This window comes from Pantoea sp. nfd-35, assembly GCF_056892255.1.
The window spans coordinates 307,583-333,586 of sequence record NZ_CP122403.1 but is presented as its reverse complement, the minus strand read 5'-3'; the positions used below and the strand labels follow the sequence as shown (position 1 = coordinate 333,586).

Below are 26,004 nucleotides of genomic sequence, written 5' to 3'. Positions count from 1 at the left end.
CGGGAGCATGACGCCCCCGCGCGTCCCGGCGAGAAACGCCCTCTGCAGCAACAAAAACGCAGTCCTCAGGCTCAATGCTGGTCACTTAGGTGACCAGCTTTTTTTTATCGGCATATTTCCGGGATCTTATTCGCAGCTCCCGCGGAAAGTTTCGTTCTCTTCGCCCCGGCAGTATCAGCCATCTCGCCTTTTTATACGGCGTTCTCAGTTCGCCCGGAACCGTGCCCGGGGTAACTCATCAGGAGCCGCGATATCTCACTGATGGCTCTGCTGAGGCTCAGCGGGAATAAGATCAGAGAGCGAACGGGCGCGTTCGGGAGAAGTGGAATGAATGATGCCCAGAGCCTGTGAGAGTTCCATAAAAAAGGGTTCATGATGAACATGAACCCCTTTGATCCCTGCCACTGGATCGGTCAACCGGGCCTTAAATGACCCGCATTAGCCCTCAGGCTGCCGTTTTGCTTTCAGCCGTGATTAACGTGACGGATAGCGATCGCTGTTGATCCAGGCATGATCCTGTTCCCAGCTGAATTTCCACAGGCGAACCGGCCCTGCCATAACGTTAAGGTAGTAATTGTTATAGCCAGCCAGGGTTGCTACAGGATGGTAACCGCGCGGTACGGTGACGACATCCCGGTTATAAACAGCCATGCACTCATCCAGAGAACGATCGTCCGTATAAACGCGCTGCATCGCGAAGCCCTGTTCGGGTTCAAAACGGTGGTAATAGGTTTCTTCCAGATAGGTTTCGTTCTCGCTGTTTTCCTGGTCGTGCTTGTGACTCGGATACGAACTGGTATTGCCCTCATCGGTAAACACTTCCACCACCAGCAAGCTATTTGCCGGTTCACTGTCCGGCAGAATGTTGTGCACAAGTCGCTGGTTGTGGCCTTTGCCGCGCCGCTCAACGCCGACATCTTCTGGCGAAATCAGTCGGGCGGGCAGGTTGTCGCCCTGCCCCGGTGCCTTGCAGACCGCCAGCTCAAGATCGCTGTCCGCTCTTACCGTCACTGCATCATCATGAGGGACATACACGGAATAAGGCGGCGTACGTTCAAACGGCGACATTCGCTTACCTAACCCCGGAAAGTTTGCATGACGCGTGCTAATCGAGGCCAGGCCTGCCACCAGCACCAGGCAAAGCTCGCTGTCACCGCTGGCCATGTCGAGCGTCTGTCCTTGTTTTAACAGGAAAGACTCGAAACCCACATAGCGCCAGCCCGCACTGTCTGGCGTTACCTGCTGTATGCGCCCCTGCTCATCGGGTTGTTTTACCTTTGAGAGTAATGACATCCGCCGTCTCCTAATCCATCGCCCTTTATCGTCAATACGCTGTCACTCAGCGCCCACTCAACCCAACGTCGGCATACTGAATTCAGAAACCGTTTGCTGGCCGCTCGGCCAACGGACGGTCGCTGTTTTCATGCGCGTATAAAAACGTACGCCGTCCGGACCGTGGACATTCAGTGCGCCAAACACCGAGCGCTTCCAGCCACCAAAACTGTGGAATGCCATTGGCACCGGCACGGGCACGTTGACGCCGACCATTCCGGCTTCGACGTTTTGGACAAATTCACGCGCCGTGTGACCATTACTGGTAAAAATGGCGCTGCCGTTGCCGAATTCGTGACTGTTAACCAGTTTCAGCGCACTGTCGTAATCCGGCGCGCGCATGATGCTCAGCACCGGGCCAAAGATTTCTTCACGCCAGATCACCATCTCTGGGGTTACGTGATCGAATAACGTTCCACCGACATAGTAGCCGTCCTCATAGCCTGCAACCTTCTGGTGACGACCATCCACAACCAGCGTTGCCCCTTCCTGCTCGCCGATGTCGATATAACCCAGCACTTTCTTCTGATGGGCGGCCGAAACGACAGGCCCCATTTCATTCTCGTCACTGCCCTTACTCATGCCCGGCCCGACGCGTAATGCTTTAATCAGCGGCGTCAGGCGCGAAATCAGTTTATCGGCGGTGTCATCGCCTACTGCGACCACGACAGGCAACGCCATGCAGCGTTCACCCGCCGAGCCAAATGCGCCCCCCATGATGGCATTGACCGTGGCGTCCAGGTCAGCATCAGGCATGACGATAGCGTGGTTTTTGGCCGCGCCAAATGCCTGCACGCGTTTGCCGTGCGCGCTGGCCGTTTTGTAAATGTGCTCAGCCACACCCGACGAACCCACAAAGCTAACGGCCGCAATTCGGGGATCTTTGTAAAGCTGTTCTGCATTCTCATTCGAACTGTGTACCACGTTGAAAACGCCATCCGGCAGGCCCGCTTCTTTCAGTAACTCCGCCATGCGCACGGCGGCAGACGGATCCAGCGCCGGGGGTTTAAGTACAAAGGTGTTGCCGCAGGCCAGGGCAATAGGGAACATCCACAGTGGCACCATGGCGGGGAAATTGAAGGGGGTAATCCCTGCAACCACGCCGACCGGCTGCATGAGCGAGTAGCTGTCTACGCCGCCGCCCACGTTAGGCGAGTTCTCCCCCTTAAGCAGGTGAGGAATGCCGCAGGCGAACTCAATCACCTCAATCCCGCGCGTCAGTTCACCCAACGCATCAGACCAGACTTTGCCGTGCTCGGACACGATCAGCGCCGCCAGCTCATCACGATGCTGTTCCATTAAGGCTTTAAAGTTGAACATCACGCGTGCGCGGCGCAGCGGGGCGGTTTTGGACCAGGCAGGAAAGGCTGCATGCGCCACGTCGATTGCCTGGGCCACTTCGTCTGCGCTGCATTGGGTAAGTTCACGGATCACCTTGCCGGTTGCCGGATCGAACACAGGAATGGTTTCGTTGCTGGCACTGAACGTGGTTTTACCGCCAATAAAATTTCCTACGATAGTCATGATGTTGCCTCTTTGGTATGTACGGTTCCAGCAGGCAAAGCACAAGAAGTGGCATGCTGGCTGGGCAGGAAAAGCCAAAAGCATGCTGAGAAGCTATTACAATGGAATAAATTTTTCAAATAAATATTTTTGAAAAATTACTTTTTAGCGGGGCAGATCGCATTTTTGCATGTCGCTCTGAACGGCTCGCCAGCAATGGCTGTACATGACTTGTCTGGGGGGAAGTTAGTGCCTGTATGCTGTGACGACAAGCGCCAGCGTGAAGCCTGCACTGATGCGGTCGTCCCTTCCCGGTCAGGCGTCAAAATAAGCAGGGAGAGACAAAACACCGCCTTCCTTTTAAGTTTCATTAAATCGCATAGTGAAATGAATATTTCTTTTTACGCACCTCTTGCCCTCAGCCTGCCTTTGACAAGGTTCACTCTGCTGGCGCAACGCCCTTAAGCCAAACTGGTGCACGACAGTGGTGCAAAATCCCTCAACCACGGCCATTTTCTGAACCAATAATTTCCTGATTGCAAATCAGGAATCATGTGTTTCACAGCTTACCGCCTTTCCTGCATCGCAGAGTAACGGTCTATCTGTATGATTATTAGCATTATTTATGAGATCCCTCGACACAACGCAAAACCTGGCCTGCTTTATGCAATATCGTCGGACCTCCCTGCACCCGAAAGAGATAATCATGTCTGACCCAAAAAACAGCGGCTTACTGTACGGACTGGACCAGCGAATCCCACCACTCCAGGCTTTCTTCAGCGCTTTACAGCATGTGCTGGCGGGCCTGGTTGGCATTATTACGCCCCCGTTGCTGATCGGCACGGCGCTGGGTCTGGATGCGTGGCTGCCTTATTTGATCAGCATGTCGCTCCTTGCCTCCGGCATCGGGACGTTTCTGCAGTCAAACCGGGTATGGGGCATAGGTGCCGGCATGATATGCATGCAGGGCACCAGTTTTGCCTTTCTTGGTGTGGCCATCTCCGGCGGCCTGTGGGTCAAAGCACAGGGCGGCAGTCCAGAAGACATCATGGCGATGCTGTTTGGCGTCAACTTTGTCGCGGCGCTGGTGCCGGTCATCGTCAGCCGCTTCATCGATACCTTAAAGCGGGTCTTTACGCCGGTGGTGACGGGGAGCGTGATTGCGCTGATTGGTATCAGCCTGATCAAAGTCAGTGTGATTAACTGGTGCGGCGGTGAGAAAGCCCAGGATTTTGCCAGCCTCAGTAACCTGGCGCTGGGTGCGTTAACGCTTGGCGTCATCGTTGTGCTGAGCTGCTCCGGTAACCGCTGGCTACGCCTTTCATCGGTCGTGGCCGGCATTGCAGCAGGCTGTATTGCCGCTGCACTGAGTGGCAAATTTCAGGTTCACGATCTGGGCGAGAGCGTCTTTCGTTTACCCTCTCTGTTTCCGTTTGGCTTTCACTTCAACAGTACGCTTTTCATTCCGGTGGTGCTGGTCTCTCTGGTTTGCATCATCGAGGCGGTGGGCGATCTTACTGCTAACAGCCTGATTTCCGGTAAATCTATTACCGACAAGACCTTTAGCGCCCGTCTCAAGGGCGGCATTCTGGCAGACGGACTGAGCTGCATGATTGCGGCGATGCTGAGCGCCTTTCCCAACACCACCTTTGCGCAAAATAACGGCGTGATCCAGATGACGGGCGTGGCGAGTCGTTTTGTCGGCCGTTACGTCGGCGTCATTCTTATCCTGCTGGGGCTGTTTCCACCTTTCAGCGAAGCGCTGCGTCAGATTCCCACACCGGTGCTGGGGGGAGCCACAATGGTGATGTTCGGCTGCGTCGTCACGGCGGGGATTCGCATCCTAAGCCAGGCTCCGCTAACGCGCAGGGAAATACTGATTGTCGGTCTGGCGTTTAGTTTCGGGCTGGGAATCGAATCCGTTCCCGCTTCGCTTTCCCATCTGCCGCCCATGTTTGAGAATCTGTTTGGCTCCGCGGCCACCACCGGCGGCCTGGTCGCCATTGTCCTGAATCTTCTCATTCCTGGCGCAGACAAGCCGGCACGTGAAGAAGTAGAAGAGGGAGAATCCGCACAGTCATTGTAATCCTGCCACATTCACCCGCGACGCAGTCGTTGCGGGTGACCGCCTGTGCGCTCAGGCCCCCTGTCCTTGATGTCTCCGACAGCTTTCTCGCTGGATCCGCCCCAGAATCCTTTAACACCCAGACGGCAACACAGCAGGAAATCCGGCTTATTCCGCCATTTATCAGGTAAAAAACTCGCCTGATTTACCGTTTCCCTTAACAAATCAGACCGTTACTTTTCCTTCAACTACACTTTCATCAGTTATTTATGCGTAGAGATACAGAATGAACGCGTTACAGCAGGAAAAAATTGGACAAAATATCTTAATCAAACTCGCGATGCTGGTGATTATCCTTGCCGGGATAAGAGCGGCCTCCGACATTCTGGTCCCGTTACTTCTGGCGGCCTTTTTTGCCATCGTACTGAATCCGTTAGTCACGATACTGATGCGGCGCGGGCTGCGGCGGGGGTTGGCGATTACCCTGGTGATTACGGTGATTTTTATCGTGATTCTGCTGCTGGGAGCCATACTGGCAAGCTCGATGAGTGAGTTTTCCGACCTCTATCCTCAACTGCGCACCATTATGGAAAAGAAAATGGCGGTGGTTCAGCATCTGGCAGCCAGCATCCATCTCAATATCTCAACCGATGCCCTGGTTCAGCGCTTCGACCCCAATACCGTTATGAATCTGGCCAGTGTGGCGCTGAGTGGCTTTTCAGGCGCGATGACCAATACCGTGTTACTGATCCTCACCGTGGTCTTTATGCTGTTTGAGGTGCACCATCTGCCTTATAAAATGCGTAACTCGTTTGTGAACCCCAAAATTCGTATCGCCGGTTTACACAAGGCCTTAAAAGGGGTGACGCATTACCTGGCATTGAAGACGCTAATCAGCCTGATCACCGGCATCGCGGTCTGGCTGACGCTCTACCTGCTGGACGTGAAATTTGCGTTACTGTGGGGCGTGGTGGCCTTTATCCTTAACTTTATTCCCAATATCGGGCCGATTATTGCCGGTATTCCTCCTTTCCTGCAGGCGCTGCTGCTCAACAGCGTGTTTGACGCGGCAATGGTGGCGGCGCTGTTTACTGCCATTCACATGGTTTTCGGCAATATGCTTGAGCCACGCATCATGGGGCGCGGTCTGGGCTTATCAACATTGGTGGTGTTTCTGTCATTGATATTTTGGGGCTGGCTGCTGGGCCCGGTCGGCATGCTGCTGTCCGTTCCTCTGACCAGCATCACTAAAATTTTAATGGAAACTACCCCGGGCGGGAGCCGTCTGGCCATTATGCTGGGAACCGGCCGCCCCAAGCCTTCGCGGCTGTTAACCAAGTAAACGCTGCTGCACATGCTGCAGATGATCTCTCATCGCCGCCTGTGCAGCCTGCTCATCACCGGACGCAATTGCCTCGGCGATGCGCTGATGGTCCGCGTTCATTTCATCTGCAAAGGTATTGTCGGCATAATGACGTTCCAGCCGGCGGAAATGGGCGCTGTCGCGTTTGTTCCACAGATTTTCCATCATTTCCCGCAACAGATCATTGCCGCTCATCTCGCTAATCAGCAGATGAAAGCCTTTATCCTGCTCGATGAAAGCCGCGTCGTTTTCATTAAATGCCTGGAGCGCTGCGCTAAGGGACAGCAGCTGCTGACGCTGGGCCTCACTGCCGTTTCGCGCCGCCATGCCCGCCAGCATGCTCTCATAGGCTTCGCGCGCCTGTAGCAGATCCTGCAGGCTGAAGTTCTCGGTTTCTTTGCCTGCTGAAGGTTGCGGTAAGGTCTGAGCGACAAAAACCCCCGTACCGGTGTGGATGCTGACGTAACCCCTCATCTCCAGCGCTATCAGGGCTTCACGCACCGATGAACGACTGACGCCCAGTTGTCGGGCCAGTTCCCGTTCGGGCGGCAGCGCCCCGCCCGGCACGAAATCGCCGCCATGAATGCCCGCAATGATGGCATTAGCAATTTGCCGATAAAGCCGCTCAGTTTTCAGTACCGCTAACCCCATAACTCTCTCCTGTTGCAGGCCGCCTTTCGGGCATCAGATGATACGTATTTATATTGCTGCGATCCGGATCACGGCCTTAATTTACGCGCTATCTTACTCTTGGTCCAGCGGCCTGACCACTGGGCCACACGTCCAACAAGGAGCAATAATGGAACATACATGGCGCTGGTACGGCCCGAACGATCCTGTGTCACTTGACGATGCCCGCCAGGCAGGTGCAACAGGAATTGTCACAGCACTTCATCACATCCCTAACGGAGAAGTGTGGCCTGTAGCCGAAATCAAAGCGCGTCAGGCGCTGCTGGCGGAAAAAGGTCTTACCTGGTCAGTCGTTGAAAGCATTCCTGTGCACGAAACGATTAAGACCCAACGCGGCGATTATCAGCACTACATCGCCAATTATCAGCAGTCAATTCGCAACCTGGCAGCCTGCGGGATTGATACCGTATGCTATAACTTTATGCCGGTTCTTGACTGGACGCGTACCGATCTGGCCTGGGAACTGCCGGACGGCGCTAAAGCGCTGCGCTTTGATGCCGATGCCTTTGCCGCGTTTGAACTGCATCTGTTACAACGCCCCGGCGCGGAAAAAGATTACAGCGCCGCCGAACAACAGGCCGCCGCAACGCGTTTCGCCGCCATGACCGAGGAAGAGAAAGCAACGCTGGTGCGCAACATCATCGCAGGCTTACCCGGTGCAGAAGAGGGTTATACGCTCGAACAATTTCAGGCACAGCTGGCGCAATACGACGGTATTGATAAAGCCAGGCTGCGCGAGCATATGGCCACCTTTCTGCGCGCCATCGTGCCGGTGGCGGAAGAAGTCGGCATTAAGCTGGCCGTCCATCCTGATGATCCTCCCCGTCCAATTCTTGGTTTGCCGCGCATTATCTCCACGCAAGAGGACATGCAGTGGCTGAAAGAAACGGTAGACAGCCTGCATAACGGATTCTGTTTCTGTACCGGTTCCTACGGCGTACGTGAGGATAATGCCCTTATCGAGATGGCAGAAACCTATGCCGACCGCATTAACTTTGTGCACCTGCGGGCAACAAAGCGAGAAACGAACCCCAACAGCTTCCACGAGGCGGCCCATCTGACAGGCGATGTGGATATGGTTGGCGTCATCAAAGTGATCCTGGCCGAGGAGCAGCGTCGCCGTAGGGCGGGCGAACAGCGAGCCATCCCGATGCGCCCCGATCATGGTCACCAGATGCTGGATGACTTGCGTAAGCGCACCAACCCAGGCTATTCCGCCATTGGCCGCCTTAAAGGGCTTGCAGAACTGCGCGGCGTCGAAGTTGCCCTGAAGCAGATCTATTTCCAGGACTAAACGTTGTTGCCCCGACGTCGTTATGCTGTCGGGGCAAAGGGTAGTTTAGACAGGTTGCTGTACTCATATTTATGGCGCGTCATCAGTTGGTCAGCCGCGCTTTCCAGGTAACAAGAGGGTTCTCATTTCTCTCCCTTCTGGCTGCCGTGTTTTGGATTACTCCTCCCACGGCTTCGCTGCGGCACCCTTTTCAGGACGCCCCCAAGCTCACCTTTTCCACGACCGGTTTACAGCCGCCATCAAACTAATGTGTGAGCATTCACTAATAGCATGAATTTTTTGTCAATTAATTGCCTGCCAGGTCGATAATTGACCATATCGGAGAATAAGGGATTTCCGACCGTTCACCAGCGGCGTGAACTGGCGTGCTATGCTGCATTAACCCTTAGCACCTCTCAAAACACGATCACGATTCAGAGGTTTTTACGGTGCCGCTAATAAAAAGAAAACATGAGCATGCCAAATCGCTCATTGTCCTCGCAGGACTATTGCCGCTGCTCCTGGGGTTGTTGTTCACGATAATTGATGCCAGAAAAACAGTAAAAGAACAGCAAATTGATACGGCCGCGACCTTACTGTCTCAGGCAGAAAAAATCAGCGATAACGCCTGGAGCATGATCGCCTGGCTGCGCCAGTATGAGTACCAACCCTGTGAAAAGATAGAAAATACGCTGCGGATTAATAGCACTCTCCATCCCTATTTTCGCGGTATCGGCAAACTGGAAAGTAACACGGTAAGCTGCTCTTCTGCCTACGGTAACAAGCCCGCTACGCTTAAAGCCATGATTGGCGTCGCCCCGCCCGTGACCGGCAAAGACTGGTGGAGCCTGTCCATCGCGGGTTCTTACATCGTGCCAGACCGACCTGCCGTGATATTTGTGCGCCAGCTGGCAGCTGGCAGAGCCCTCTGGGTGATGGTTGAAGGGCAGTATCTTATTGATTTTATGAGCGCGCTGGGCAGTACGCATCATTATCAGATAACCATGCGTTTTAGTAACGGTGCGCCAATCGTGTCAGGCGATCGTGAAATGGCCGACGACAGGTGGCTTAAGCCTCAGGTCTATCATGCCACCTCTTCCCGCTATAGCATCAAGGTCACCCTGATAGCGCCCGGTGCTGAGCTGGTTAAAACATGGACGCAGCTTCTTTTCGTGTTTATGCCGATGGCGGCGATTTTTTCCGTGCTGTTTATGATTCTTACCGCCTCCTGGCTTCGCAGACGTTTTTCCTGGGGAGATGAAATTCGTCGCGCCATTCAGTCCCGTCAGTTCAGCGTGCATTATCAACCTACCTACAGCTGCACGCTGCAACGTTGCACGGGCGCAGAAGCCCTGTTGCGCTGGACTCTGCCCAACGGTAACAGCGTGCGCCCGGACACCTTTATTACCGCCGCAGAAGCGGAAGGGATGATTATCCCGATTACCCATCATTTGATGGCGTTGATCGTTGAAGACACGCAAAGCTGGGCGCCTAACCCCGGCTTTCATCTGGCGATTAACGTGGCTGCCGAGCATCTTCAGCACCCGGATTTTGTTGACGATATGCTTAATTTTGCTGACAGGATGGCGAGAACCGAATTCAACATTACTCTGGAACTGACGGAGCGGAGCCTGATCAAAGAAGGGAGCCTTGTCGCGGCTAAGCTGGCGCAACTGCGTCAGGCAGGCATGAAAGTCGCTATTGATGACTTTGGTACGGGGCACTGCTCTCTGAGTTACCTGCAAACTTTTACGCTGGACTACCTAAAAATCGATCAGGGTTTTATCAATGCCATCGAATCCCTGGAGGGGGAAACGCCGGTGCTGGACGCCATTATCAGTCTGAGCCATAAACTGAAGCTGCAGGTATTGGGAGAAGGCGTCGAAACGGCAATGCAGTTCCGCTATTTACAGCAGCATGGAGTCACCTTTATCCAGGGCTATTTTTACGCCAGGCCCATGGATAACCCCACGATCGTGGCGTGGATGAAACAATATGGTCATTTGCCGGTTGAGGTTGAAAACACCTGAGCCGCAACTTACTGACGCACGCGGCACAATGACGGCGAAGAAGCGCTAAATCAACGCGCTTTTCGCTGTGCTGCACGCTGCTTACTCGCCGCCCGCATTGCCACCGCAATGGCCTCTTCCTGTTGAATGACGTGCTCAACAGGCGCACTGGCGCGCTGATTCAGCCGTTGCAGCGTAGGCATCGACTGCTGCAACAGTTGCTGGCACTCCTCGTATTCCGAGCGTTGCTTACCTGTCACGGTCGGTGTTTGTAGTGCTTCGCTCAATTGAGCCAGGCGGTCGATCCAGTATTTCGTGCGGCAGCTAAGCCATCCAGAACTGAGCTGCGCCTCAGGAGACCGGGAAGCCGTGGGCACCTCAGAAGAATTCATTAATTTTCTTTCTACACTATCTATCTGCGCCACCCAAGGGCTCTGGCAAGTAAGGGGTGTTTTCCTTGACATTCTTCCTCCAAATCAAGGTGAAAGAGTATTGCCGAAGGCGTTCTGATAGGCAAGCCTCAAACCTTAACCCGCCCAATCCTTAATCTTTATTAATAGCTTTAAGCCAGACGGCTGAGTGAGCTCAAACCGCAGCGCTCACTTAACACGCAAACGCGTGCAGAACCTGACTTTTTTTCGCTTCAGGGGCTGCTATAAACCACCGGTAAAATTGTTCGTTTTCAGGTCAAACATGACAAATATCACACAAAAACGTTATACTCTGCGGCCGATAAATCAGATAACAACAGTATTTGTTGTTTTGATGGATCGACAGATAATGCTGTTTTACGGCTATGCTTAAATTTCCTCAACGCAGCGGTCTGAACGCTGTTTTCGGTTCGCGCCGTTGAGGACTTTCATGTTCCATTACAGGGTAATTCTATGAAATTGCGTAGGAAGCGTGTAAAACCGATTGGGATAGATGATGTCACCATCATTGATGATTCCCGTTTACGTAAAGCCATTACCGCCGCCTCTTTGGGTAACGCCATGGAGTGGTTTGATTTTGGTGTTTATGGCTTTGTGGCTTATGCCTTAGGTAAGGTGTTTTTTCCGGATGCCTCTCCAGGGATTCAAATGATTGCCGCACTGGCAACCTTCTCCGTTCCTTTCCTGATTCGTCCTTTAGGCGGCCTGTTTTTCGGCATGCTGGGGGATAAATATGGTCGTCAGAAAATCCTGTCGATTACCATCGTCATTATGTCGGTCAGTACCTTCTGTATCGGCCTGATTCCCTCCTATGCCTCCATTGGCATCTGGGCGCCGGTTCTGCTGCTGTTGGCCAAAATGGCCCAGGGCTTCTCAGTCGGTGGGGAATATACCGGTGCCTCTATCTTTGTGGCCGAGTATTCGCCTGACCGTAAGCGCGGCTTTATGGGAAGCTGGCTGGACTTCGGTTCTATCGCCGGCTTCGTGCTGGGCGCGGGCGTCGTCGTCTTAATCTCTACCATCATCGGCGAAGAGAACTTCCTTGCGTGGGGATGGCGTCTTCCGTTCTTCCTGGCCCTGCCACTGGGTATTATTGGCCTGTATTTACGCCATGCCCTGGAAGAAACCCCCGCGTTCCAGCAGCACGTCGACAAACTGGAACAAGGCGATCGCGAAGGCCTGCGTGACGGTCCGAAAGTCTCTTTCAAAGAAATCGCCACGAAACACTGGCGTAGCCTGCTAGCCTGTATCGGTCTGGTTATTGCAACCAACGTGACCTATTACATGTTGCTGACCTACATGCCAAGTTACCTGTCGCACAACCTGCACTACTCTGAAGATCATGGCGTGCTGATTATCATCGCCATCATGATGGGCATGCTGTTTGTCCAGCCGGTGATGGGGCTGCTGAGCGACCGCTTTGGCCGTCGTCCGTTTGTGATTATCGGCAGTATCGCCCTGATGATCTTCGCCATTCCGGCCTTCATGATGATCAACAGTGGCATGCTGGGAATGATTTTCGCTGGGTTGTTGCTGCTGGCCGTTATCCTTAATGCCTTTACCGGCGTGATGGCTTCGTCACTGCCTGCTATGTTCCCGACGCACATTCGCTACAGTGCATTAGCCAGCGCCTTCAACATATCGGTACTGATTGCAGGCCTGACGCCAACGTTAGCGGCCTGGCTGGTAGAATCGACCAATAACCTTTATATGCCCGCTTACTATCTGATGGTGGTTGCAGTCATTGGCCTGATTACCGGCCTCTACATGAAAGAGACGGCGAATAAGCCCCTGAAAGGTGCAACTCCCGCCGCCTCTGACATGGAAGAAGCGCGCGAAATTCTGCAGGAGCATCACGATAACATCGAGCAGAAAATCGAAGATATCGACGCCGAGATGGCCCGCCTGGAAGCCAAACGTAAAAATCTGGTTGAACAGCACCCAAATATCAACGAGTAACGCCCCTCTCTCCCGCCCCTGAGGCGGGAGAATCTTTTGCTGCCTCTGCACACCGCACACAAACCTTCATCGCCTGCACCTAATCGGAGTAGACTGTGCGTCTTATTTAAACTGGCTACGTGAGTGTCTATGTCTGATTTTTCCCTTACCCAACGTCCCAGAAGATTGCGCGCCAGCGCGTCAATGCGTGCAATGTTTCAGGAGTCCAGCCTTAGCCTGAACGATTTGGCCCTGCCCATTTTTGTTGAGGAAGGTGTTGATGACTATAAAGATATTCAGGCCATGCCTGGCGTAAGACGTATTCCTGAAAAACATCTTGCCTATGAAATTGAACGTATCGCTAAGGCGGGCATTCGCTCGGTCATGACCTTCGGGATTTCCCATCATACCGACGCGACCGGCAGCGATGCGTGGAATGAAAACGGCCTGGTGGCGCGTATGTCGAAAATCTGCAAAGACACCGTGCCTGAAATGATCGTGATGTCGGATACCTGCTTCTGCGAATACACCAGCCACGGCCACTGTGGCGTGCTGTGTGACCACGGCGTCGATAACGATGCCACCCTGATCAATCTGGGCAAGCAGGCCGTTGTGGCGGCGGCGGCGGGGGCCGACTTTATCGCGCCTTCTGCCGCAATGGATGGCCAGGTTCAGGCGATACGCCAGGCGCTGGACGCCGCAGGCTTTACCCAGACAGCGATCATGTCTTATTCCACCAAGTTTGCATCATCCTTCTATGGCCCCTTCCGGGAAGCGGCAGGTACGGCCCTGAAAGGCGATCGTAAAACCTATCAGATGAACCCGATGAACCGTCGTGAGGCTATTCGCGAGTCGCTAATTGACGCGGCTGAAGGTGCCGATGCACTGATGGTTAAACCGGCCGGAGCCTATCTGGACATTCTGCGCGATATCCGCGAGCGCACCGAACTTCCGCTGGCGGCCTATCAGGTTAGTGGTGAGTACGCGATGATTAAATTCGCGGCCCAGGCGGGCGCCATCGATGAGCGTAATGTCGTGCTCGAAAGCCTTGGCGCGATCAAGCGGGCTGGCGCAGATTTGATTTTCAGCTATTTTGCACTTGAGTTGGCCGAGAACAACCTGCTCTGAGCCATGGCCCTTCTGCGACGGTGCCTGCACCTTCGCAGAAGGCGTTATTCCTGTCCGGTAAACGGGGAAATGAACGCGATGCTTATTGGCGTGAATTAATCACATCACTCATTACGCCCTCTATTCAGTAAACAAATAATACACAAATCGCAACGTAATATAATTTTTTAGCCTTTACTTCCACATCGCAGGAAATAACCATTCACTTCCTTAAGAATCTTTACGTATGTAATGTTTTGAGAAACACAGGATAATTTACAATCACCTTCGAAATTTAAGGGGGTGTTATGAATGAGAACAAATACAATGAGAGCGTGATTATTTCTGTTACTGACTGGATTAATAAGAATCTGGACCAGCGCTTAAGCATTGACGACATTGCTGAAAAGGCGGGTTATTCAAAATGGTATCTACAAAAGTTATTTTCCCGTTATCATAATGAAACGCTGGCCCATTACATCCGTAGAAAGAAATTAATTGCCTGTATTAATGATTTAAAATACAGCCATGCGCCCATTATCAGCCTGGCAGTTAAATACCACTTTGAAAGTCAGCAGTCTTTTACCCGCTCCTTTAAGCAGATGATGGGCTGTACGCCTAGCGTATGCCGTAAAAGCCAGCGACTGAACGTTACCGACAGCAACGCCCATCCTTGCAGCGTATGTAGTAAGGCTGAAAACCACCCAAAAAAGAAGTTATTTAGCGGAATAAACGAAACCTTCGGGGTTGGTCATTTAGTCCGCTTGCTTTAACCGTGGCAGCAAAAAACTAGTTATCATCAGGCTTATAGTACTGTACGCCAATCTGGATCCGCTCGCGACCACTGGCAACGCGATGACGATTGGTATCCCGTAGGGAGTAAACACAACCGCAATATTCCTGCTGATAAAAACTCTCACGCTTACTGATTTCAATCATGCGTGCCGATCCGCCGCCTTTACGCCAGTTGAATTCCCAGTAGGACAGATCGGGATAATGTGCGGCAGCACGGACGCCGCAGTCGTTAATTTGCTGCATGTTCTTCCAGCGGGAAATCCCCAGTGAACTTGTGATCACCGGGAAACCATTTTCATGGGCGTACAGCGCCGTGCGCTCGAAACGCATATCGAAGCACATGGTGCAGCGCTCACCGCGCTCCGGTTCCCACTCCATCCCTTTGGCACGTTTAAACCAGTCGTCACGATCGTAGTCCGCATCGACAAACGGCACGCCAAACTTTTCGGCAAAGCGGATATTTTCGTCTTTGCGCAGCTCATACTCTTTAAGCGGATGGATGTTCGGATTATAGAAATAGATGGTGTATTCAATGCCGGATGCCAGCATCGCCTCCATGACTTCTCCCGAACAGGGCGCGCAGCAGGAGTGCAACAGCACTTTTTTATGGCCACCCGGTAAGGGTAGCGGTTGTCGCTCGTAGGGCTGAGACATAAGCACCTTCAATCAATGTAATCAAAAGCGCAGTGTAATGCCGGGGCGTGGATGTTGCAAAATTTCACGCTGACGGGCTGCCATTATCCCTGTCAGCCCGTCAGCGTTGCTGCAACCTTTACCTCACCACTGAAGCGTTTTGCCCGCGTAGTCCAGATAGTGGTGGCCGCCACGTCCCCGACTGGCGGTTAACTGCGTGACAATCCCATTGGCGCTTTCTTCAGGCGTGAGCGGTGCCGCATCGCCTCCCATATCCGTTTTGACCCAACCGGGATGCAGGGTTAGTAGCGTGCCGTTTTGCGCCGCCACCGGTCTGGCCAGCGAGCGCGTGAGCATATTAAGAGCCGCTTTGCTGGCTGAGTAAAGTGGCGCTTCTGCATGTCGATTCTCATTCAGGCTGGCAAGTTGAGATGAGGTTAACGCCAGTACGCCGTGTTGCTGGTTCAGTAACGGCAGCAAAATTTCTGCGGTTCGTATCGGCGCAACGGCATTGGTCATAAACAGCTGGATTAGCTCAGCATCGTTGCTCTCTGACAGCTTCTGATGCGCAGGCCCGTAAATGCCGGCGTTGATCAAAATCGCGTCAAAAGGCTGCCCGCTCAGCCCAACCGCAAATTGCTTGACCGCCTCGGTCTGCGTCATATCGAGCCGACGCCAGTCAACCTGCGGGATTTCCCCCTGCGGGGGGACTTCACTGCGATGGGTTGCCGTGACCTGCCAGTTGTTGGCCGCAAACGCCTTGACGACCGCCAGTCCAATGCCACGTGATGCACCAATCACTAACGCTTTGCCTTGATAAGCCATAGAGTTTCCTCGTTGATGAACGCAGTAAACAGCGTAGATACGTATTGGCAAACACACTGCATCATCAATGCTATTTTGCATTCAGACAGCATTGATGGGGCAGTGAATACTTACGGACAGAGGTGTTGCTGTATTATTCAATTTGCTGGTCTGGCGGGGATGAATGGTCACCTTCACGACTTTTCTCAACGCTCTGCGGATGGTCTTCGCCCATTGACAGTGCAGTTGCGCTGGCGGGATCAAACAGTGAGAAGCTTTCAATCTGATCCACCATGATGACTTTTCGAAATGCCATCGCGTTTTTCGGCTCAGAATCCAGTGTGATGTCGTGCTCGGCATACCAACTGCTGTAGTTATGCTCGACCGACAGTTTCAGCGTATGGCTGTCGCGGTAGCCGCTCAGCATCGGGATGAGCACGATATTGGCCGTGCGCTCATATTCAAAGGTGGCAGCGTGTACCATGCCGATATAAATACGACGGGATTTTAAGGTGATCCACGCCAGCTCTCCTTCTTCCATGCACTGGAACAGCATCTGTTCAACACCATTGGATCGTGAAAGCTTCTGATAAAGATCTTTGCGACCTGACACGTTCAGTTGTGCGCTGCCTGCCCAGTTTGACCGGTAGAGACAGAAGAGGATGGCAAAGCCCAGCATGATTACCACTGGGGCCTGAATACCGAGAAAACTCCAGTTCATGAACTTCATTTGCAGTTGCAAATGATCGCCAGGAAACGCATACAGGAAATTGGAAACGCTTGAAATAATAAACAAGATAAACCAGATAAGGGCGGTGACGAAAACGCCCTGCAGTACAAAAATACAGCCGTAAAGTGCGACAAGAAAATAGACATCCCATCCTGAAGAACGACGCATTTTGAAACGGCTGGACAGATCCCGGCTGGTGTACCAATAACCACTCACCATCAGTACCATAAAAATTGCGGTTCCCACCTCAAACTCCCTTTAAGGTATTGACGTGCCGATTAAAATCTTCCTTTACTTCATCACTGAGAATATTGACGGCAGCATTGCCATTTTCATCAATAATTATGCGCTCACCATCCGCAATGGAGTCGTTTATGTCCTGGCGGCTCATTATCTGCAGGAATTTATCCGGGCTGGCGAACAAAGAACGAACGAAGCTAATCATGATGTGTCACTTAACGAGTCAAAAAAGCAAGTATGTGACTGAATCGTGTTTACTGCCATTTTATTGCCGGTAAACATTCTTAAAAGTCACTTTAGCGAAGCGGTAATCAGCCATAATTTTTTCTGCATGCAAAAGGCCGCCGTTTTTAAAAAATCACGCCAGAAACAGGTTATTTTAACGCTGAATTTTCCCCTTCGCGGCCACCGCTGATTTTTGCTTTACCTCACTCCCTGGGGTTCAAAACGCGACCTGAAAAACCGATCGTCTCTGGCTGGCCCTCAGCATGACGAGTAATGTCTCCGCATCGTTCAGGCCACTCAGGCCTTGTCCTCAGACCTCGTAGCGCAACGGCCTTAACCGCGCTGACCGGGTCCGCGCCGTGCTGAACCGTTTTCTTCACCTGCATCACATTTCCCGCCGATTTTGTTGCCCCAATGTGATGCAGGTTTCAAATATGTTGCACCCTAATTGCGCCAGATTGATGGACAGGCTATTCACTCCTCTCACTCCCTTTACTGAATCCTCTGACGTGCGGCTTATTTTCATGCACCTCAGAAATATGGCATGCATTGTGCTTGTTACCTGACTAACAACGCAGCGTACAATGACAGCCAGGTAACATTGAGGACAACATGAGCGCGAACGAAGCCCTGTTCAAAAAAATCGAAGCCGCTTTTAGCCTGCAAACGCCAAGCGAAAAGCGGATTAGTTCGTGGCTGTTAAGTCATCCCGAGCAAATTCCGTTTGAAACGGCTGACAGCATCGCCCAGGCGACCGGTACCAGCGGTATAACCGTAGGGCGTTACCTGCGTAAGCTGGGATTTAAAAACCTTGATGATGTGAAAAACCTGCTGCGCGACGTCCCCAATACGCCCTACAAGCAATGGGGCGTTATTGACCGTCTTGATTCCTGGGAGCAGCAACGCACCCTGCCCGACCTGTCCAGCCAGTCCCTGCAGATGGAGCTGGATGCCATTCGCTATGTCTATCAGTTGGCCCAAACGGATACTTTCCGCCATATCAGCCAGCAAATCGCGGATGCCGACACGGTTATCGTGCTGGGTATTCAGTCTACACGCGGCATTGCCAACACCTTTTTCAGTCATCTGGAATATTTGCGCCCGCGCGTTACCTACGCCGATGGCAGCTCAGGCAGCTGGCTGGAGTCGCTGAATTCCGAGTCTTCAAGGCCTTACGTCATTCTTACCGATACCCGGGCCTATTCCACCGTAGCAAGGCAGTTTTGCCGGATTGCCACCGAGCGCCAGGTCGCGATGGCGCTCGTCACCGATATCTGGTGCCCATGGGCGCGTGATTACCCGGTTGATCTGCTTCAGGTAAAAACGGATACCGCCAATTTCTGGGACTCTCTTGCGCCCATCAGTTGCCTTTTCAACCTGCTGCTGTCTGCCATCGTGGAACGACTTGGCCCGGCGCTTTCTGAGCGTCTGGCACAGAACCGACTGTTGCAGCAGGAATTTGGCCAGTTTGAACATTAACAAAACAGGGATTACAGCATGATGCAGGAAACAGAGTTGGTCGATATTGCAGCGGCCTTTCCCGCGCTCACTATCGACCTGAAATATGCCACCGCCGATAACATCACGGGACAGCCCATCTACAGCGTCGCCCGCTGTCTGCTGCACCCCGATGCGGTCAGCGCGCTGGCGAAAAGCATCGCGATCGCAAAAGTGGCCGGATTGAGTCTGCTGGTGCTGGACGCCTATCGCCCGCAAAAAGCCCAGGAGCTGCTGTGGCACGCCTGCCCCGATCAGAATTACGTGGTGCCTTTATCGCAAGGATCCAACCATAGTCGTGGTACCGCCATTGACGTCACGCTGGTCGATGCCGAAGGGCAGATCCTGGATATGGGCACCGGATTCGATGAAATGCAGGCGTTATCCCATCCCTATCATCCCGACGTACCGCTAACCGCCCAACGTAACAGGCTGCTGCTTAATGCCGTGATGTTTGGCGGCGGCTTCACTGGCATTGCCACGGAATGGTGGCATTTCGAATTACCGGAAGCGGCCCGTTATCCGCTGCTCAATGATGTTTTTACCTGCATATCCCCAGCCCAGACTGACGGAGTATTACCATGAAAATGACGCACACAGCACCCGGCTATTTTCGCCCTTTGTTACTGGCCATGACCCTTGCAGCCACCACGACATCCGTCCTGGCGGCGGTTCCCAAAGACATGTTGGTGATAGGTAAAGCTGCCGATCCCCAGACGCTTGATCCTGCCGTGACTATCGATAATAACGACTGGACCGTTACCTATCCTGCCTACCAACGATTGATCAAATACAAAACCGAGGACGGGAAGGGTTCGACAGACGTTGAAGGCGATCTGGCAGAAAGCTGGCAGAGCAGCGAGGACGGAAAGGTGTGGACGTTTAAATTACGTCCCGGCGCCGCGTTTGCGGATGGGTCAGCCGTTAACGCGGAGGCCGTTAAGCTGTCGTTTGAGCGCCTGCTGCGCATTAAGCAGGGGCCTTCAGAAGCGTTCCCGTCCGATCTCAACGTTGAGGTCGTGGACCCGCTTACCGTGCGCTTCACACTGAAAACGCCGTTTGCGCCTTTCCTTTACACTCTCGCTAACGACGGCGCTTCCATCATCAACCCTGCCGTGCTGAAAGCGAATGCCGCTGACGACGCGCGCAGTTATCTGGCCGACCATACCGCGGGCTCTGGCGCCTACATGCTGCAGCGCTGGCAGAAAGGTCAGCAGCTCGTGCTGGTGCCGAATCCACATTTCTCCGGACCTAAGCCTGCCTTTAAGCGCGTGTCCGTAAAGATTATCAGTGAAAGTTCGGCCCGACGCCTGCAGCTGGCAAAAGGTGATGTGGACATTGCGGACGCCCTGCCGATGGACCAGTTTGCCGCCCTGAAAAAGCAAAATGAGGTGGCAGTGCGGGATTATCCCGCTCTGCGCGTGACCTATCTCTATCTCAACAACAGTAAACCGCCACTGAACCAGCCCGATTTGCGCAGAGCGATCTCCTGGGCCACCGATTATCAGGGAATGGTGCAGGGCATTCTGGGCGGCAACGGTAAACAGATGCGTGGACCGATTCCGGAAGGCATGTGGGGCTACGATGCCAAGGCCATGCAGTACAGCTTTAATCTTGCGAAAGCCAAAGCGGAGATGGATAAAGTGGCCACTAAACCGCAGTCGCTGTCGTTCCTCTATTCTGACAACGATCCCAACTGGGAGCCGATTGCCCTGTCGATGCAGGCCAACCTTCAGGCTATTGGCATCAATGTGAAGCTGGAAAAACTGGCCAACGCCACCATGCGTGAGCGCATCGGTAAAGCAGACTATGACATCGCGATTGGTAACTGGAGCCCGGACTTCGCCGATCCCTACATGTTTATGAATTACTGGTTTGCGTCAGACAAAAAAGGCCTGCCGGGTAACCGCTCCTTTTATTCCAACCCTGAAGTCGATGCGCTGCTGAAAAAAGCGGTATCGACCACGAATCAGGCTGAGCGGACTGCCGATTACCAGCAAGCGCAAAATATCGTGATTAACGATGCAGCTTACGTTTACTTATTCCAGAAAAATTATCAGGTTGCGATGAACAAATCGGTTAAAGGCTACGTGTTTAACCCGATGCTCGAGCAAATATTTAACATCGCCACCATGCATAAAGAATAACACCGCTCACGCCCGTTCATGCAGGGCCTGCCTGGCCCTGCTGAGGAAGACATGATGAGTTACTGGAGTTTATTAAGACAGCGTAGCTGGGGACTGCTGTTGGTGGTCGCCGGCGTCTGCGTCATTACATTTATTATTTCGCATCTTATTCCCGGGGATCCTGCCAGGCTGCTGGCGGGCGACCGCGCCAGTGATGAAATCGTCCAGCACATCCGTCAGCAGTTGGGGCTGGATTTACCGTTATGGCAACAATTTATCCGTTATGTGGAGCAGCTGTTACATGGCGACCTGGGCACCTCTATCCGGACAGGTCGCCCGGTCCTGGACGATCTGCGGGCGTTTTTTCCCGCGACTCTGGAACTGGCCTTTTGTGCCCTGACCATCGCCCTGCTCGTTGGCGTGCCGCTGGGCGTGCTCTCTGCGGTGTATCGTAACCGCTGGCTCGATCATCTGGTTCGTCTGCTGGCGCTGACCGGGATTTCCACACCGGCCTTCTGGCTGGGCCTGGGGGCGATCGTGCTGTTCTATGGCAAGTTAAACCTGCTGCCCGGCGGCGGACGGCTGGATGACTGGCTCGATCCCCCTACGCGCGTTACCGGCTTCTATCTGATCGATGCCCTGCTGGAAGGCAACATCGAAGTCTTCTTTAATGCGCTTCAGCATCTGATCCTGCCTGCCACCACCCTGGCCTTTGTTCACCTTGGCATTGTGGCGCGCCAGATTCGCTCGGCCATGCTGGAGCAGTTGAGCGAAGACTATATTCGTACCGCGCTGGCCAGCGGGCTGCCGAAATGGACTATCGTCGTGCGCTATGCCCTGCCCAATGCCCTGATTCCCTCCGTAACCGTACTGGGCCTGGCATTAGGCGACCTGCTGTATGGTGCAGTATTAACCGAAACCGTGTTTGCCTGGCCAGGTATGGGCGCGTATGTGGTGTCTTCTATTCAGGCGCTTGATTTCCCGGCGGTGATGGGCTTCGCCATCGTGGTTTCCTTTGCTTACGTGCTGGTAAACCTGTTCGTGGATCTTCTTTATCTGTGGATTGACCCGCGAATGGGTCGGGGAGCGTAGAACATGATGATAACGCAAGAGCAGCCCGCCGTGCGTCAGGTAAAACCCAGCCTGTTCGCCTGGAAACGCCGCCTGTGGATGCTAAGTAAAAGCCCTCTGACCCTGTTGGGTGCCGCCATCATCACGCTGATGCTGGGATTAATGGTGTTTTCACCGTGGATTGTGCCGCACGATCCCAACGCCATTAGCCTGACCGATCGCCTCCAGCCACCCAGTGCCGCGCACTGGTTCGGGACTGATGAGGTGGGCCGGGATCTGTTCAGCCGTGTCCTGGTGGGGAGCCAGCAGTCGGTCGCAGCAGGGCTGGCGGTCGTGCTGCTGGCTGGCATAAGCGGCTCGTTACTGGGCTGTCTGTCCGGCGTATTAGGTGGCCGCAGCGATGCGATAATTATGCGCCTGATGGACATCATGCTGTCTATTCCTTCTCTGGTACTGACCATGGCGCTGGCTGCCGCGCTGGGGCCGAGCCTGTTCAACGCCATGCTGGCTATCGCCGTTGTGCGCATCCCTTTCTATGTCCGGCTGGCGCGCGGTCAGACGTTAATCGTCAAACAGCATACCTTTGTTGAAGCGGCAAAAACGTTCGGTGCTTCGCGCTGGCACCTGATTAGCTGGCATATCCTGCGCAATGCTCTGCCGCCCTTGGTGGTGCAGGCCTCCCTGGATATTGGCAGCGCCATTTTGATGGCGGCCACGTTGGGTTTTATCGGGCTGGGCGCTCAGCAACCGACGGCGGAATGGGGGGCAATGGTGGCTAACGGACGTAACTATGTTCTTGACCAGTGGTGGTACTGCACCTTTCCCGGGGCCGCGATTTTGATCACAGCGGTGGGATTCAATCTGTTTGGCGATGGCATCCAGGACCTGCTGGACCCCAAAGCGGGAGGACGTAACTGATGCAAGAAAGAATTCTGACGATCGAGGATTTACGTCTCAGCTTCCCGGTTTATCAGGGAGAGGTGAACGTGCTGAATAGCGTATCAATGCACATCAATCGCGGCGAGATTGTGGGCGTTGTCGGCGAATCAGGTTCGGGGAAATCCGTCACCGCCATGCTGGCGATGCGGCTCATTCCGGAACACAGCTATCACATCAAAGGCGGCAGGCTGGAGCTGGCGGGTCAGGATGTCCTCGCCGCCAGTGAAGTGGACATGCGCAAAATGCGCGGCAATCGTGTTGCCATGATTTTTCAGGAGCCCATGACCGCGCTGAATCCGACCCGCCGCATTGGCAAACAGATGGTCGATGTGATCAGACAGCATCGTCCTCTGTCTGTCCGTGAGGCAAAAGCCCGGGCGCTTACGCTGCTGGGCGATATGCAAATTGCGGATGCGAAGAACGTTATGGAGCGCTATCCCTTTGAACTGTCAGGCGGAATGCGTCAGCGCGTCATGATTGCCCTGGCCTTTTCCTGTGAGCCAGACCTGCTGATTGCGGATGAACCCACGACCGCACTGGATGTTACCGTTCAGCGGCAGGTACTGCGCCTGTTGAAACAAAAAGCCGAAGCGACCGGCACCGCCGTGCTGTTTATCAGTCACGATATGGCTGTGGTTTCACAGCTGTGCGATCGGATCTACGTTATGTATGCCGGGTCCGTCATTGAAAGCGGCGTCACTGAAACCGTGCTGCGTTCACCGCGCCATCCCTATTCCATTGGTCTGCTGGCCTGCTCGCCTGACGCGATTGAACCGCGTGCTCCGCTGGCATCCATTTCCGGCACCGTGCCTAATCTGGCCTGTTTACCCGCAGGCTGTGCCTTTCGCGATCGCTGTTTTGCGGCAGGAGAACGCTGCACCACCACCCCGCGCTTGCATACTACCGACAACGCCGCGCAGCAGGTTGCCTGCTGGTATCCACAACAGGAGGCGCAGCATGTCTGACGCTCTGCTTACGCTGCAAAACGTACATGTCACCTTCCCGGCCAAAAAGAACTGGCGCGGCAAAGTCACGGAACAGGTCCATGCGCTGAATGGCCTGGATATGGAGGTCAGACAGGGAGAAACGCTGGGGATTGTTGGCGAATCCGGCTGTGGAAAAAGCACCCTGGCGAAACTGTTGATGGGCATGCTCAGCCCAACCTCAGGCCAGCTCGAACTGACAACAGCGCCTGCCGATAACCGGGGACGTCGCATGCAAATGGTGTTTCAGGATCCGCTCTCTTCACTCGACCCCCGCCTGCCCGTCTGGCGCATTATCACCGAGCCGGTGTGGATTCAGTCGCGTGCTTCAGAAAAAACGCGGCGCGCGTTGGCGGAATCACTGGCTCACCAGGTCGGTATTCGCCCCGAATACCTGGGCCGTCCGCCGCATGCGTTTTCCGGCGGCCAGCGTCAGCGCATCGCGATTGCCCGGGCCCTGTCATCGCAGCCCGATATTATCGTGCTGGATGAACCGACCTCGGCACTGGATATTTCTGTTCAGGCGCAGATTCTGAATCTGCTGGTAGAACTGCAAAAACAGCAAAACCTGACCTATATCCTGATATCGCACAACGTGTCGGTCGTGCGCCATATGAGCGATCGCGTTGCAGTCATGTATCTGGGACAAATTGTGGAGCTGGGTGAAACACAGCGCGTCCTTGACGCCCCGCAACATCCTTATACCCAGCTACTGATGGCGTCCGTGCCGCGCATCGGCGCAGTGTTGGATGGCGCGCCGGTGAACACCGAGCTACCGGGTAACCGCCACCTGCCAACGGGATGCTATTTCCGCGACCGCTGTCCGCAAGCCACCAGCGGCTGCGAGGCGCCTCAGTTACTTCTGTCGCAGGAAAAAGGCAGCGCGGTGCGATGCTGGCAGGCACAAAACCGGGTTCAGGCATAAGCCACAACGAGAACAGATGGCCCAGGCAACGCCTGCGCCATTGAGCGATAACGCATGCAGGATAACGATCAACATGAAAATTATTGTACTCGGCAGTGGTGTCGTGGGCGTAACAACCGCCTGGTATCTGCAGCAGGCCGGACATCAGGTGACCGTGATTGATAAAGAAGCCGGTCCGGCATTAGGCACCAGCGCGGCCAATGCCGGGCAAATTTCCCCAGGCTATGCCGCGCCCTGGGCCGCGCCGGGCGTTCCCTTAAAGGCGGTGAAATGGATGGTACAGCGTCATGCTCCCCTTTCCGTGCGCCCGGATGGCTCACGTTTTCAGCTTGCCTGGATGATGCAAATGCTGAAAAACTGCAATCCGCAGAGTTACGCCGAAAATAAGGCCAGAATGGTCAGGCTGGCAGAGTACAGCCGGGACTGCATCAGAGCACTGCGGGCCAGCACGGGCATTGAATATGAAGGGCGTCAGGGCGGCACGCTGCAGCTGTTTCGCACCGCTCAGCAGTTTGACAATGCGGCACGCGATATCGCCGTGTTGCAGGACGCCGGCGTTCCTTATCAACTGCTGGAAGCCTCACAACTGGCCGAGGTTGAACCGGCGCTGGCGGCGGTTAAGCATAAGCTGACCGGCGGGCTGCGACTGCCTAATGACGAAACCGGCGATTGCCAGTTATTTACCCAGCGGCTTGCGGCAATGGCGCGCGAGGCGGGCGTCGACTTTCGCTTTAACACAACCGTGGATGCGCTGCTGACACAGGGAGACAGGATCAGCGGTATGACCTGTGGCAGCGAAACGCTGACGGCGGACGGATACGTCATGGCGCTGGGTTCGTACTCCACGCCATTACTCCGGCCACTCATGTCTGTTCCGGTTTACCCACTCAAAGGCTACTCGCTGACGATCCCCATTGCCGATGCGTCCGCCGCGCCAGTGTCCACGGTGCTGGATGAAACCTACAAAATTGCCATTACGCGCTTTGATGATCGCATTCGCGTGGGCGGTATGGCGGAAATTGTGGGATACAGCAACACCCTGCTGCCTGCCAGACGGCAAACACTCGAAATGGTAGTGAACGACCTTTATCCCCGTGGCGGTCGCGTTGAGCAGGCAACCTTCTGGACCGGGTTACGTCCCATGACGCCTGACGGCACGCCCATCGTCGGCCATACACATTTCAGCAACCTGTGGCTGAATACCGGCCACGGTACGCTGGGCTGGACGATGGCCTGCGGCTCCGGCCAGCTGTTGAGTGATGTGATTTCAGGCAAACCGCCCGAGATTGCCCATGCGGACTATGCGGTTTCGCGTTATGCCTGAG

General features: G+C 54.2%; 23 protein-coding genes. 15 read left to right on the top strand and 8 right to left on the bottom strand.

The genetic code is table 11. The features are described from left to right. Positions 1 to 474: 474 nt before the first annotated feature. Together iolB and P9J57_RS01520 are read right to left on the bottom strand one after the other, a co-directional pair. The gene (gene iolB / locus P9J57_RS01525) at positions 475 to 1,293 is read right to left on the bottom strand and encodes a 5-deoxy-glucuronate isomerase (protein ID WP_483279372.1); all 819 of its coding nucleotides are present in this window, start codon (positions 1,291 to 1,293) and stop codon (positions 475 to 477) included. A 57-nt stretch (positions 1,294 to 1,350) separates the two neighbouring features. Continuing rightward, positions 1,351 to 2,856 carry a CoA-acylating methylmalonate-semialdehyde dehydrogenase gene (locus P9J57_RS01520; protein ID WP_014604821.1) on the bottom strand — a complete coding sequence of 502 codons (1,506 nt, stop codon included), beginning with the start codon at positions 2,854 to 2,856 and terminating at the stop codon, positions 1,351 to 1,353. Between the two features lie 685 nt (positions 2,857 to 3,541). On the opposite strand from P9J57_RS01520, the gene P9J57_RS01515 reads away from it, so the two are divergent. Together P9J57_RS01515 and P9J57_RS01510 are read left to right on the top strand one after the other, a co-directional pair. Then, the gene (locus P9J57_RS01515; protein ID WP_026021056.1) at positions 3,542 to 4,921 is read left to right on the top strand and encodes a nucleobase:cation symporter-2 family protein; all 1,380 of its coding nucleotides are present in this window, start codon (positions 3,542 to 3,544) and stop codon (positions 4,919 to 4,921) included. 265 nt (positions 4,922 to 5,186) lie between these two features. Beyond that, on the top strand, positions 5,187 to 6,242 hold the full coding sequence (locus tag P9J57_RS01510) for an AI-2E family transporter (RefSeq protein WP_013027580.1): 1,056 nt from the start codon (positions 5,187 to 5,189) through the stop codon (positions 6,240 to 6,242). On the opposite strand, the gene P9J57_RS01505 is transcribed toward P9J57_RS01510, so the two are convergent. After that, a complete protein-coding gene (locus P9J57_RS01505; RefSeq protein ID WP_483279371.1) occupies positions 6,231 to 6,914 on the bottom strand; it encodes a FadR/GntR family transcriptional regulator in 684 nt (227 codons plus the stop codon). The two genes, P9J57_RS01510 and P9J57_RS01505, sit on opposite strands and share 12 nt — an antisense overlap. Before the next feature lie 148 nt (positions 6,915 to 7,062). Between P9J57_RS01505 and uxuA the strand changes: the two genes are divergently transcribed. Further along, a complete protein-coding gene (gene uxuA / locus P9J57_RS01500) occupies positions 7,063 to 8,247 on the top strand; it encodes a mannonate dehydratase (protein ID WP_014604819.1) in 1,185 nt (394 codons plus the stop codon). A gap of 428 nt (positions 8,248 to 8,675) precedes the next feature. Next, positions 8,676 to 10,256: an EAL domain-containing protein gene (locus P9J57_RS01495; protein ID WP_014604818.1), complete on the top strand. Its 1,581-nt coding sequence runs from the start codon at positions 8,676 to 8,678 to the stop codon at positions 10,254 to 10,256. Between the two features lie 50 nt (positions 10,257 to 10,306). Here P9J57_RS01495 and P9J57_RS01490 read toward each other — a convergent pair whose 3' ends face one another. Then, a complete protein-coding gene (locus P9J57_RS01490; RefSeq protein ID WP_483279370.1) occupies positions 10,307 to 10,627 on the bottom strand; it encodes a hypothetical protein in 321 nt (106 codons plus the stop codon). 492 nt (positions 10,628 to 11,119) lie between these two features. Here P9J57_RS01490 and proP point away from each other — a divergent pair, with 492 nt between their 5' ends. From proP to P9J57_RS01475, 3 genes are all read left to right on the top strand, one after another. Further along, positions 11,120 to 12,625 carry a glycine betaine/L-proline transporter ProP gene (gene proP / locus P9J57_RS01485; RefSeq protein ID WP_013027585.1) on the top strand — a complete coding sequence of 502 codons (1,506 nt, stop codon included), beginning with the start codon at positions 11,120 to 11,122 and terminating at the stop codon, positions 12,623 to 12,625. A 129-nt stretch (positions 12,626 to 12,754) separates the two neighbouring features. Further along, on the top strand, positions 12,755 to 13,732 hold the full coding sequence (hemB, locus tag P9J57_RS01480) for a porphobilinogen synthase (RefSeq protein WP_015699367.1): 978 nt from the start codon (positions 12,755 to 12,757) through the stop codon (positions 13,730 to 13,732). Between the two features lie 287 nt (positions 13,733 to 14,019). Continuing rightward, positions 14,020 to 14,484 carry a helix-turn-helix domain-containing protein gene (locus tag P9J57_RS01475; RefSeq protein WP_024472236.1) on the top strand — a complete coding sequence of 155 codons (465 nt, stop codon included), beginning with the start codon at positions 14,020 to 14,022 and terminating at the stop codon, positions 14,482 to 14,484. A 16-nt stretch (positions 14,485 to 14,500) separates the two neighbouring features. Here the strand turns inward: P9J57_RS01475 and P9J57_RS01470 are convergent, their stop codons facing one another. The 4 genes from P9J57_RS01470 to P9J57_RS01455 all read right to left on the bottom strand — a co-directional run bounded on the left by P9J57_RS01470 (position 14,501) and on the right by P9J57_RS01455 (position 17,118). Next, on the bottom strand, positions 14,501 to 15,160 hold the full coding sequence (locus P9J57_RS01470; protein WP_014594818.1) for an epoxyqueuosine reductase QueH: 660 nt from the start codon (positions 15,158 to 15,160) through the stop codon (positions 14,501 to 14,503). 123 nt (positions 15,161 to 15,283) lie between these two features. Continuing rightward, positions 15,284 to 15,964 carry an SDR family oxidoreductase gene (locus P9J57_RS01465; RefSeq protein WP_015699365.1) on the bottom strand — a complete coding sequence of 227 codons (681 nt, stop codon included), beginning with the start codon at positions 15,962 to 15,964 and terminating at the stop codon, positions 15,284 to 15,286. A 133-nt stretch (positions 15,965 to 16,097) separates the two neighbouring features. Continuing rightward, positions 16,098 to 16,919, bottom strand: a complete 822-nt coding sequence (locus P9J57_RS01460; RefSeq protein WP_013027590.1) for a hypothetical protein — start codon at positions 16,917 to 16,919, stop codon at positions 16,098 to 16,100. Between the two features lies 1 nt (position 16,920). Then, positions 16,921 to 17,118, bottom strand: coding sequence for a hypothetical protein (locus P9J57_RS01455; RefSeq protein WP_013027591.1), 198 nt, complete (start codon positions 17,116 to 17,118; stop codon positions 16,921 to 16,923). Between the two features lie 632 nt (positions 17,119 to 17,750). On the opposite strand from P9J57_RS01455, the gene P9J57_RS01450 reads away from it, so the two are divergent. From P9J57_RS01450 to P9J57_RS01415, 8 genes are all read left to right on the top strand, one after another. Continuing rightward, positions 17,751 to 18,617, top strand: coding sequence for a MurR/RpiR family transcriptional regulator (locus P9J57_RS01450; protein ID WP_013027592.1), 867 nt, complete (start codon positions 17,751 to 17,753; stop codon positions 18,615 to 18,617). An 18-nt stretch (positions 18,618 to 18,635) separates the two neighbouring features. Beyond that, positions 18,636 to 19,220 (top strand): D-alanyl-D-alanine dipeptidase, encoded by a 585-nt coding sequence (gene ddpX, locus P9J57_RS01445; protein WP_013027593.1) that lies wholly within the window; start codon positions 18,636 to 18,638, stop codon positions 19,218 to 19,220. After that, complete coding sequence (locus P9J57_RS01440) at positions 19,217 to 20,782, top strand: ABC transporter substrate-binding protein (protein ID WP_013027594.1); 1,566 nt, start codon at positions 19,217 to 19,219, stop codon at positions 20,780 to 20,782. The genes ddpX and P9J57_RS01440 overlap by 4 nt, the downstream gene beginning before the upstream one ends. 54 nt (positions 20,783 to 20,836) lie before the next feature. Next, positions 20,837 to 21,853: an ABC transporter permease gene (locus tag P9J57_RS01435; protein ID WP_026021054.1), complete on the top strand. Its 1,017-nt coding sequence runs from the start codon at positions 20,837 to 20,839 to the stop codon at positions 21,851 to 21,853. A 3-nt stretch (positions 21,854 to 21,856) separates the two neighbouring features. Next, on the top strand, positions 21,857 to 22,750 hold the full coding sequence (gene ddpC, locus P9J57_RS01430; protein ID WP_015699362.1) for a D,D-dipeptide ABC transporter permease: 894 nt from the start codon (positions 21,857 to 21,859) through the stop codon (positions 22,748 to 22,750). Then, positions 22,750 to 23,736, top strand: a complete 987-nt coding sequence (locus P9J57_RS01425) for an ABC transporter ATP-binding protein (RefSeq protein WP_013027597.1) — start codon at positions 22,750 to 22,752, stop codon at positions 23,734 to 23,736. Before ddpC ends, P9J57_RS01425 begins: the two co-directional genes overlap by 1 nt. Further along, positions 23,729 to 24,679: an ABC transporter ATP-binding protein gene (locus tag P9J57_RS01420; protein ID WP_241533567.1), complete on the top strand. Its 951-nt coding sequence runs from the start codon at positions 23,729 to 23,731 to the stop codon at positions 24,677 to 24,679. Before P9J57_RS01425 ends, P9J57_RS01420 begins: the two co-directional genes overlap by 8 nt. Positions 24,680 to 24,752: 73 nt before the next feature. Further along, positions 24,753 to 26,003: a D-amino acid dehydrogenase gene (locus P9J57_RS01415; RefSeq protein WP_022622536.1), complete on the top strand. Its 1,251-nt coding sequence runs from the start codon at positions 24,753 to 24,755 to the stop codon at positions 26,001 to 26,003. Position 26,004: the final 1 nt, after the last annotated feature.

Excerpts from the sequence above, each read along its gene's own strand:
- proP (WP_013027585.1), top strand. The coding sequence starts at position 11,120 with ATGAAATTGCGTAGGAAGCGTGTAAAACCGATTGGGATAGATGATGTC.
- uxuA (WP_014604819.1), top strand. The coding sequence starts at position 7,063 with ATGGAACATACATGGCGCTGGTACGGCCCGAACGATCCTGTGTCACTT.
- P9J57_RS01425 (WP_013027597.1), top strand. The coding sequence starts at position 22,750 with ATGCAAGAAAGAATTCTGACGATCGAGGATTTACGTCTCAGCTTCCCG.
- P9J57_RS01510 (WP_013027580.1), top strand. The coding sequence starts at position 5,187 with ATGAACGCGTTACAGCAGGAAAAAATTGGACAAAATATCTTAATCAAA.
- P9J57_RS01450 (WP_013027592.1), top strand. The coding sequence starts at position 17,751 with ATGAGCGCGAACGAAGCCCTGTTCAAAAAAATCGAAGCCGCTTTTAGC.
- P9J57_RS01515 (WP_026021056.1), top strand. The coding sequence starts at position 3,542 with ATGTCTGACCCAAAAAACAGCGGCTTACTGTACGGACTGGACCAGCGA.
- P9J57_RS01435 (WP_026021054.1), top strand. The coding sequence starts at position 20,837 with ATGAGTTACTGGAGTTTATTAAGACAGCGTAGCTGGGGACTGCTGTTG.
- P9J57_RS01475 (WP_024472236.1), top strand. The coding sequence starts at position 14,020 with ATGAATGAGAACAAATACAATGAGAGCGTGATTATTTCTGTTACTGAC.
- ddpC (WP_015699362.1), top strand. The coding sequence starts at position 21,857 with ATGATGATAACGCAAGAGCAGCCCGCCGTGCGTCAGGTAAAACCCAGC.
- P9J57_RS01470 (WP_014594818.1), bottom strand. The coding sequence starts at position 15,160 with ATGTCTCAGCCCTACGAGCGACAACCGCTACCCTTACCGGGTGGCCAT.
- P9J57_RS01490 (WP_483279370.1), bottom strand. The coding sequence starts at position 10,627 with ATGAATTCTTCTGAGGTGCCCACGGCTTCCCGGTCTCCTGAGGCGCAG.
- P9J57_RS01505 (WP_483279371.1), bottom strand. The coding sequence starts at position 6,914 with ATGGGGTTAGCGGTACTGAAAACTGAGCGGCTTTATCGGCAAATTGCT.
- hemB (WP_015699367.1), top strand. The coding sequence starts at position 12,755 with ATGTCTGATTTTTCCCTTACCCAACGTCCCAGAAGATTGCGCGCCAGC.
- P9J57_RS01520 (WP_014604821.1), bottom strand. The coding sequence starts at position 2,856 with ATGACTATCGTAGGAAATTTTATTGGCGGTAAAACCACGTTCAGTGCC.
- P9J57_RS01420 (WP_241533567.1), top strand. The coding sequence starts at position 23,729 with ATGTCTGACGCTCTGCTTACGCTGCAAAACGTACATGTCACCTTCCCG.
- ddpX (WP_013027593.1), top strand. The coding sequence starts at position 18,636 with ATGATGCAGGAAACAGAGTTGGTCGATATTGCAGCGGCCTTTCCCGCG.
- P9J57_RS01415 (WP_022622536.1), top strand. The coding sequence starts at position 24,753 with ATGAAAATTATTGTACTCGGCAGTGGTGTCGTGGGCGTAACAACCGCC.
- P9J57_RS01440 (WP_013027594.1), top strand. The coding sequence starts at position 19,217 with ATGAAAATGACGCACACAGCACCCGGCTATTTTCGCCCTTTGTTACTG.
- P9J57_RS01455 (WP_013027591.1), bottom strand. The coding sequence starts at position 17,118 with ATGATTAGCTTCGTTCGTTCTTTGTTCGCCAGCCCGGATAAATTCCTG.
- iolB (WP_483279372.1), bottom strand. The coding sequence starts at position 1,293 with ATGTCATTACTCTCAAAGGTAAAACAACCCGATGAGCAGGGGCGCATA.
- P9J57_RS01465 (WP_015699365.1), bottom strand. The coding sequence starts at position 15,964 with ATGGCTTATCAAGGCAAAGCGTTAGTGATTGGTGCATCACGTGGCATT.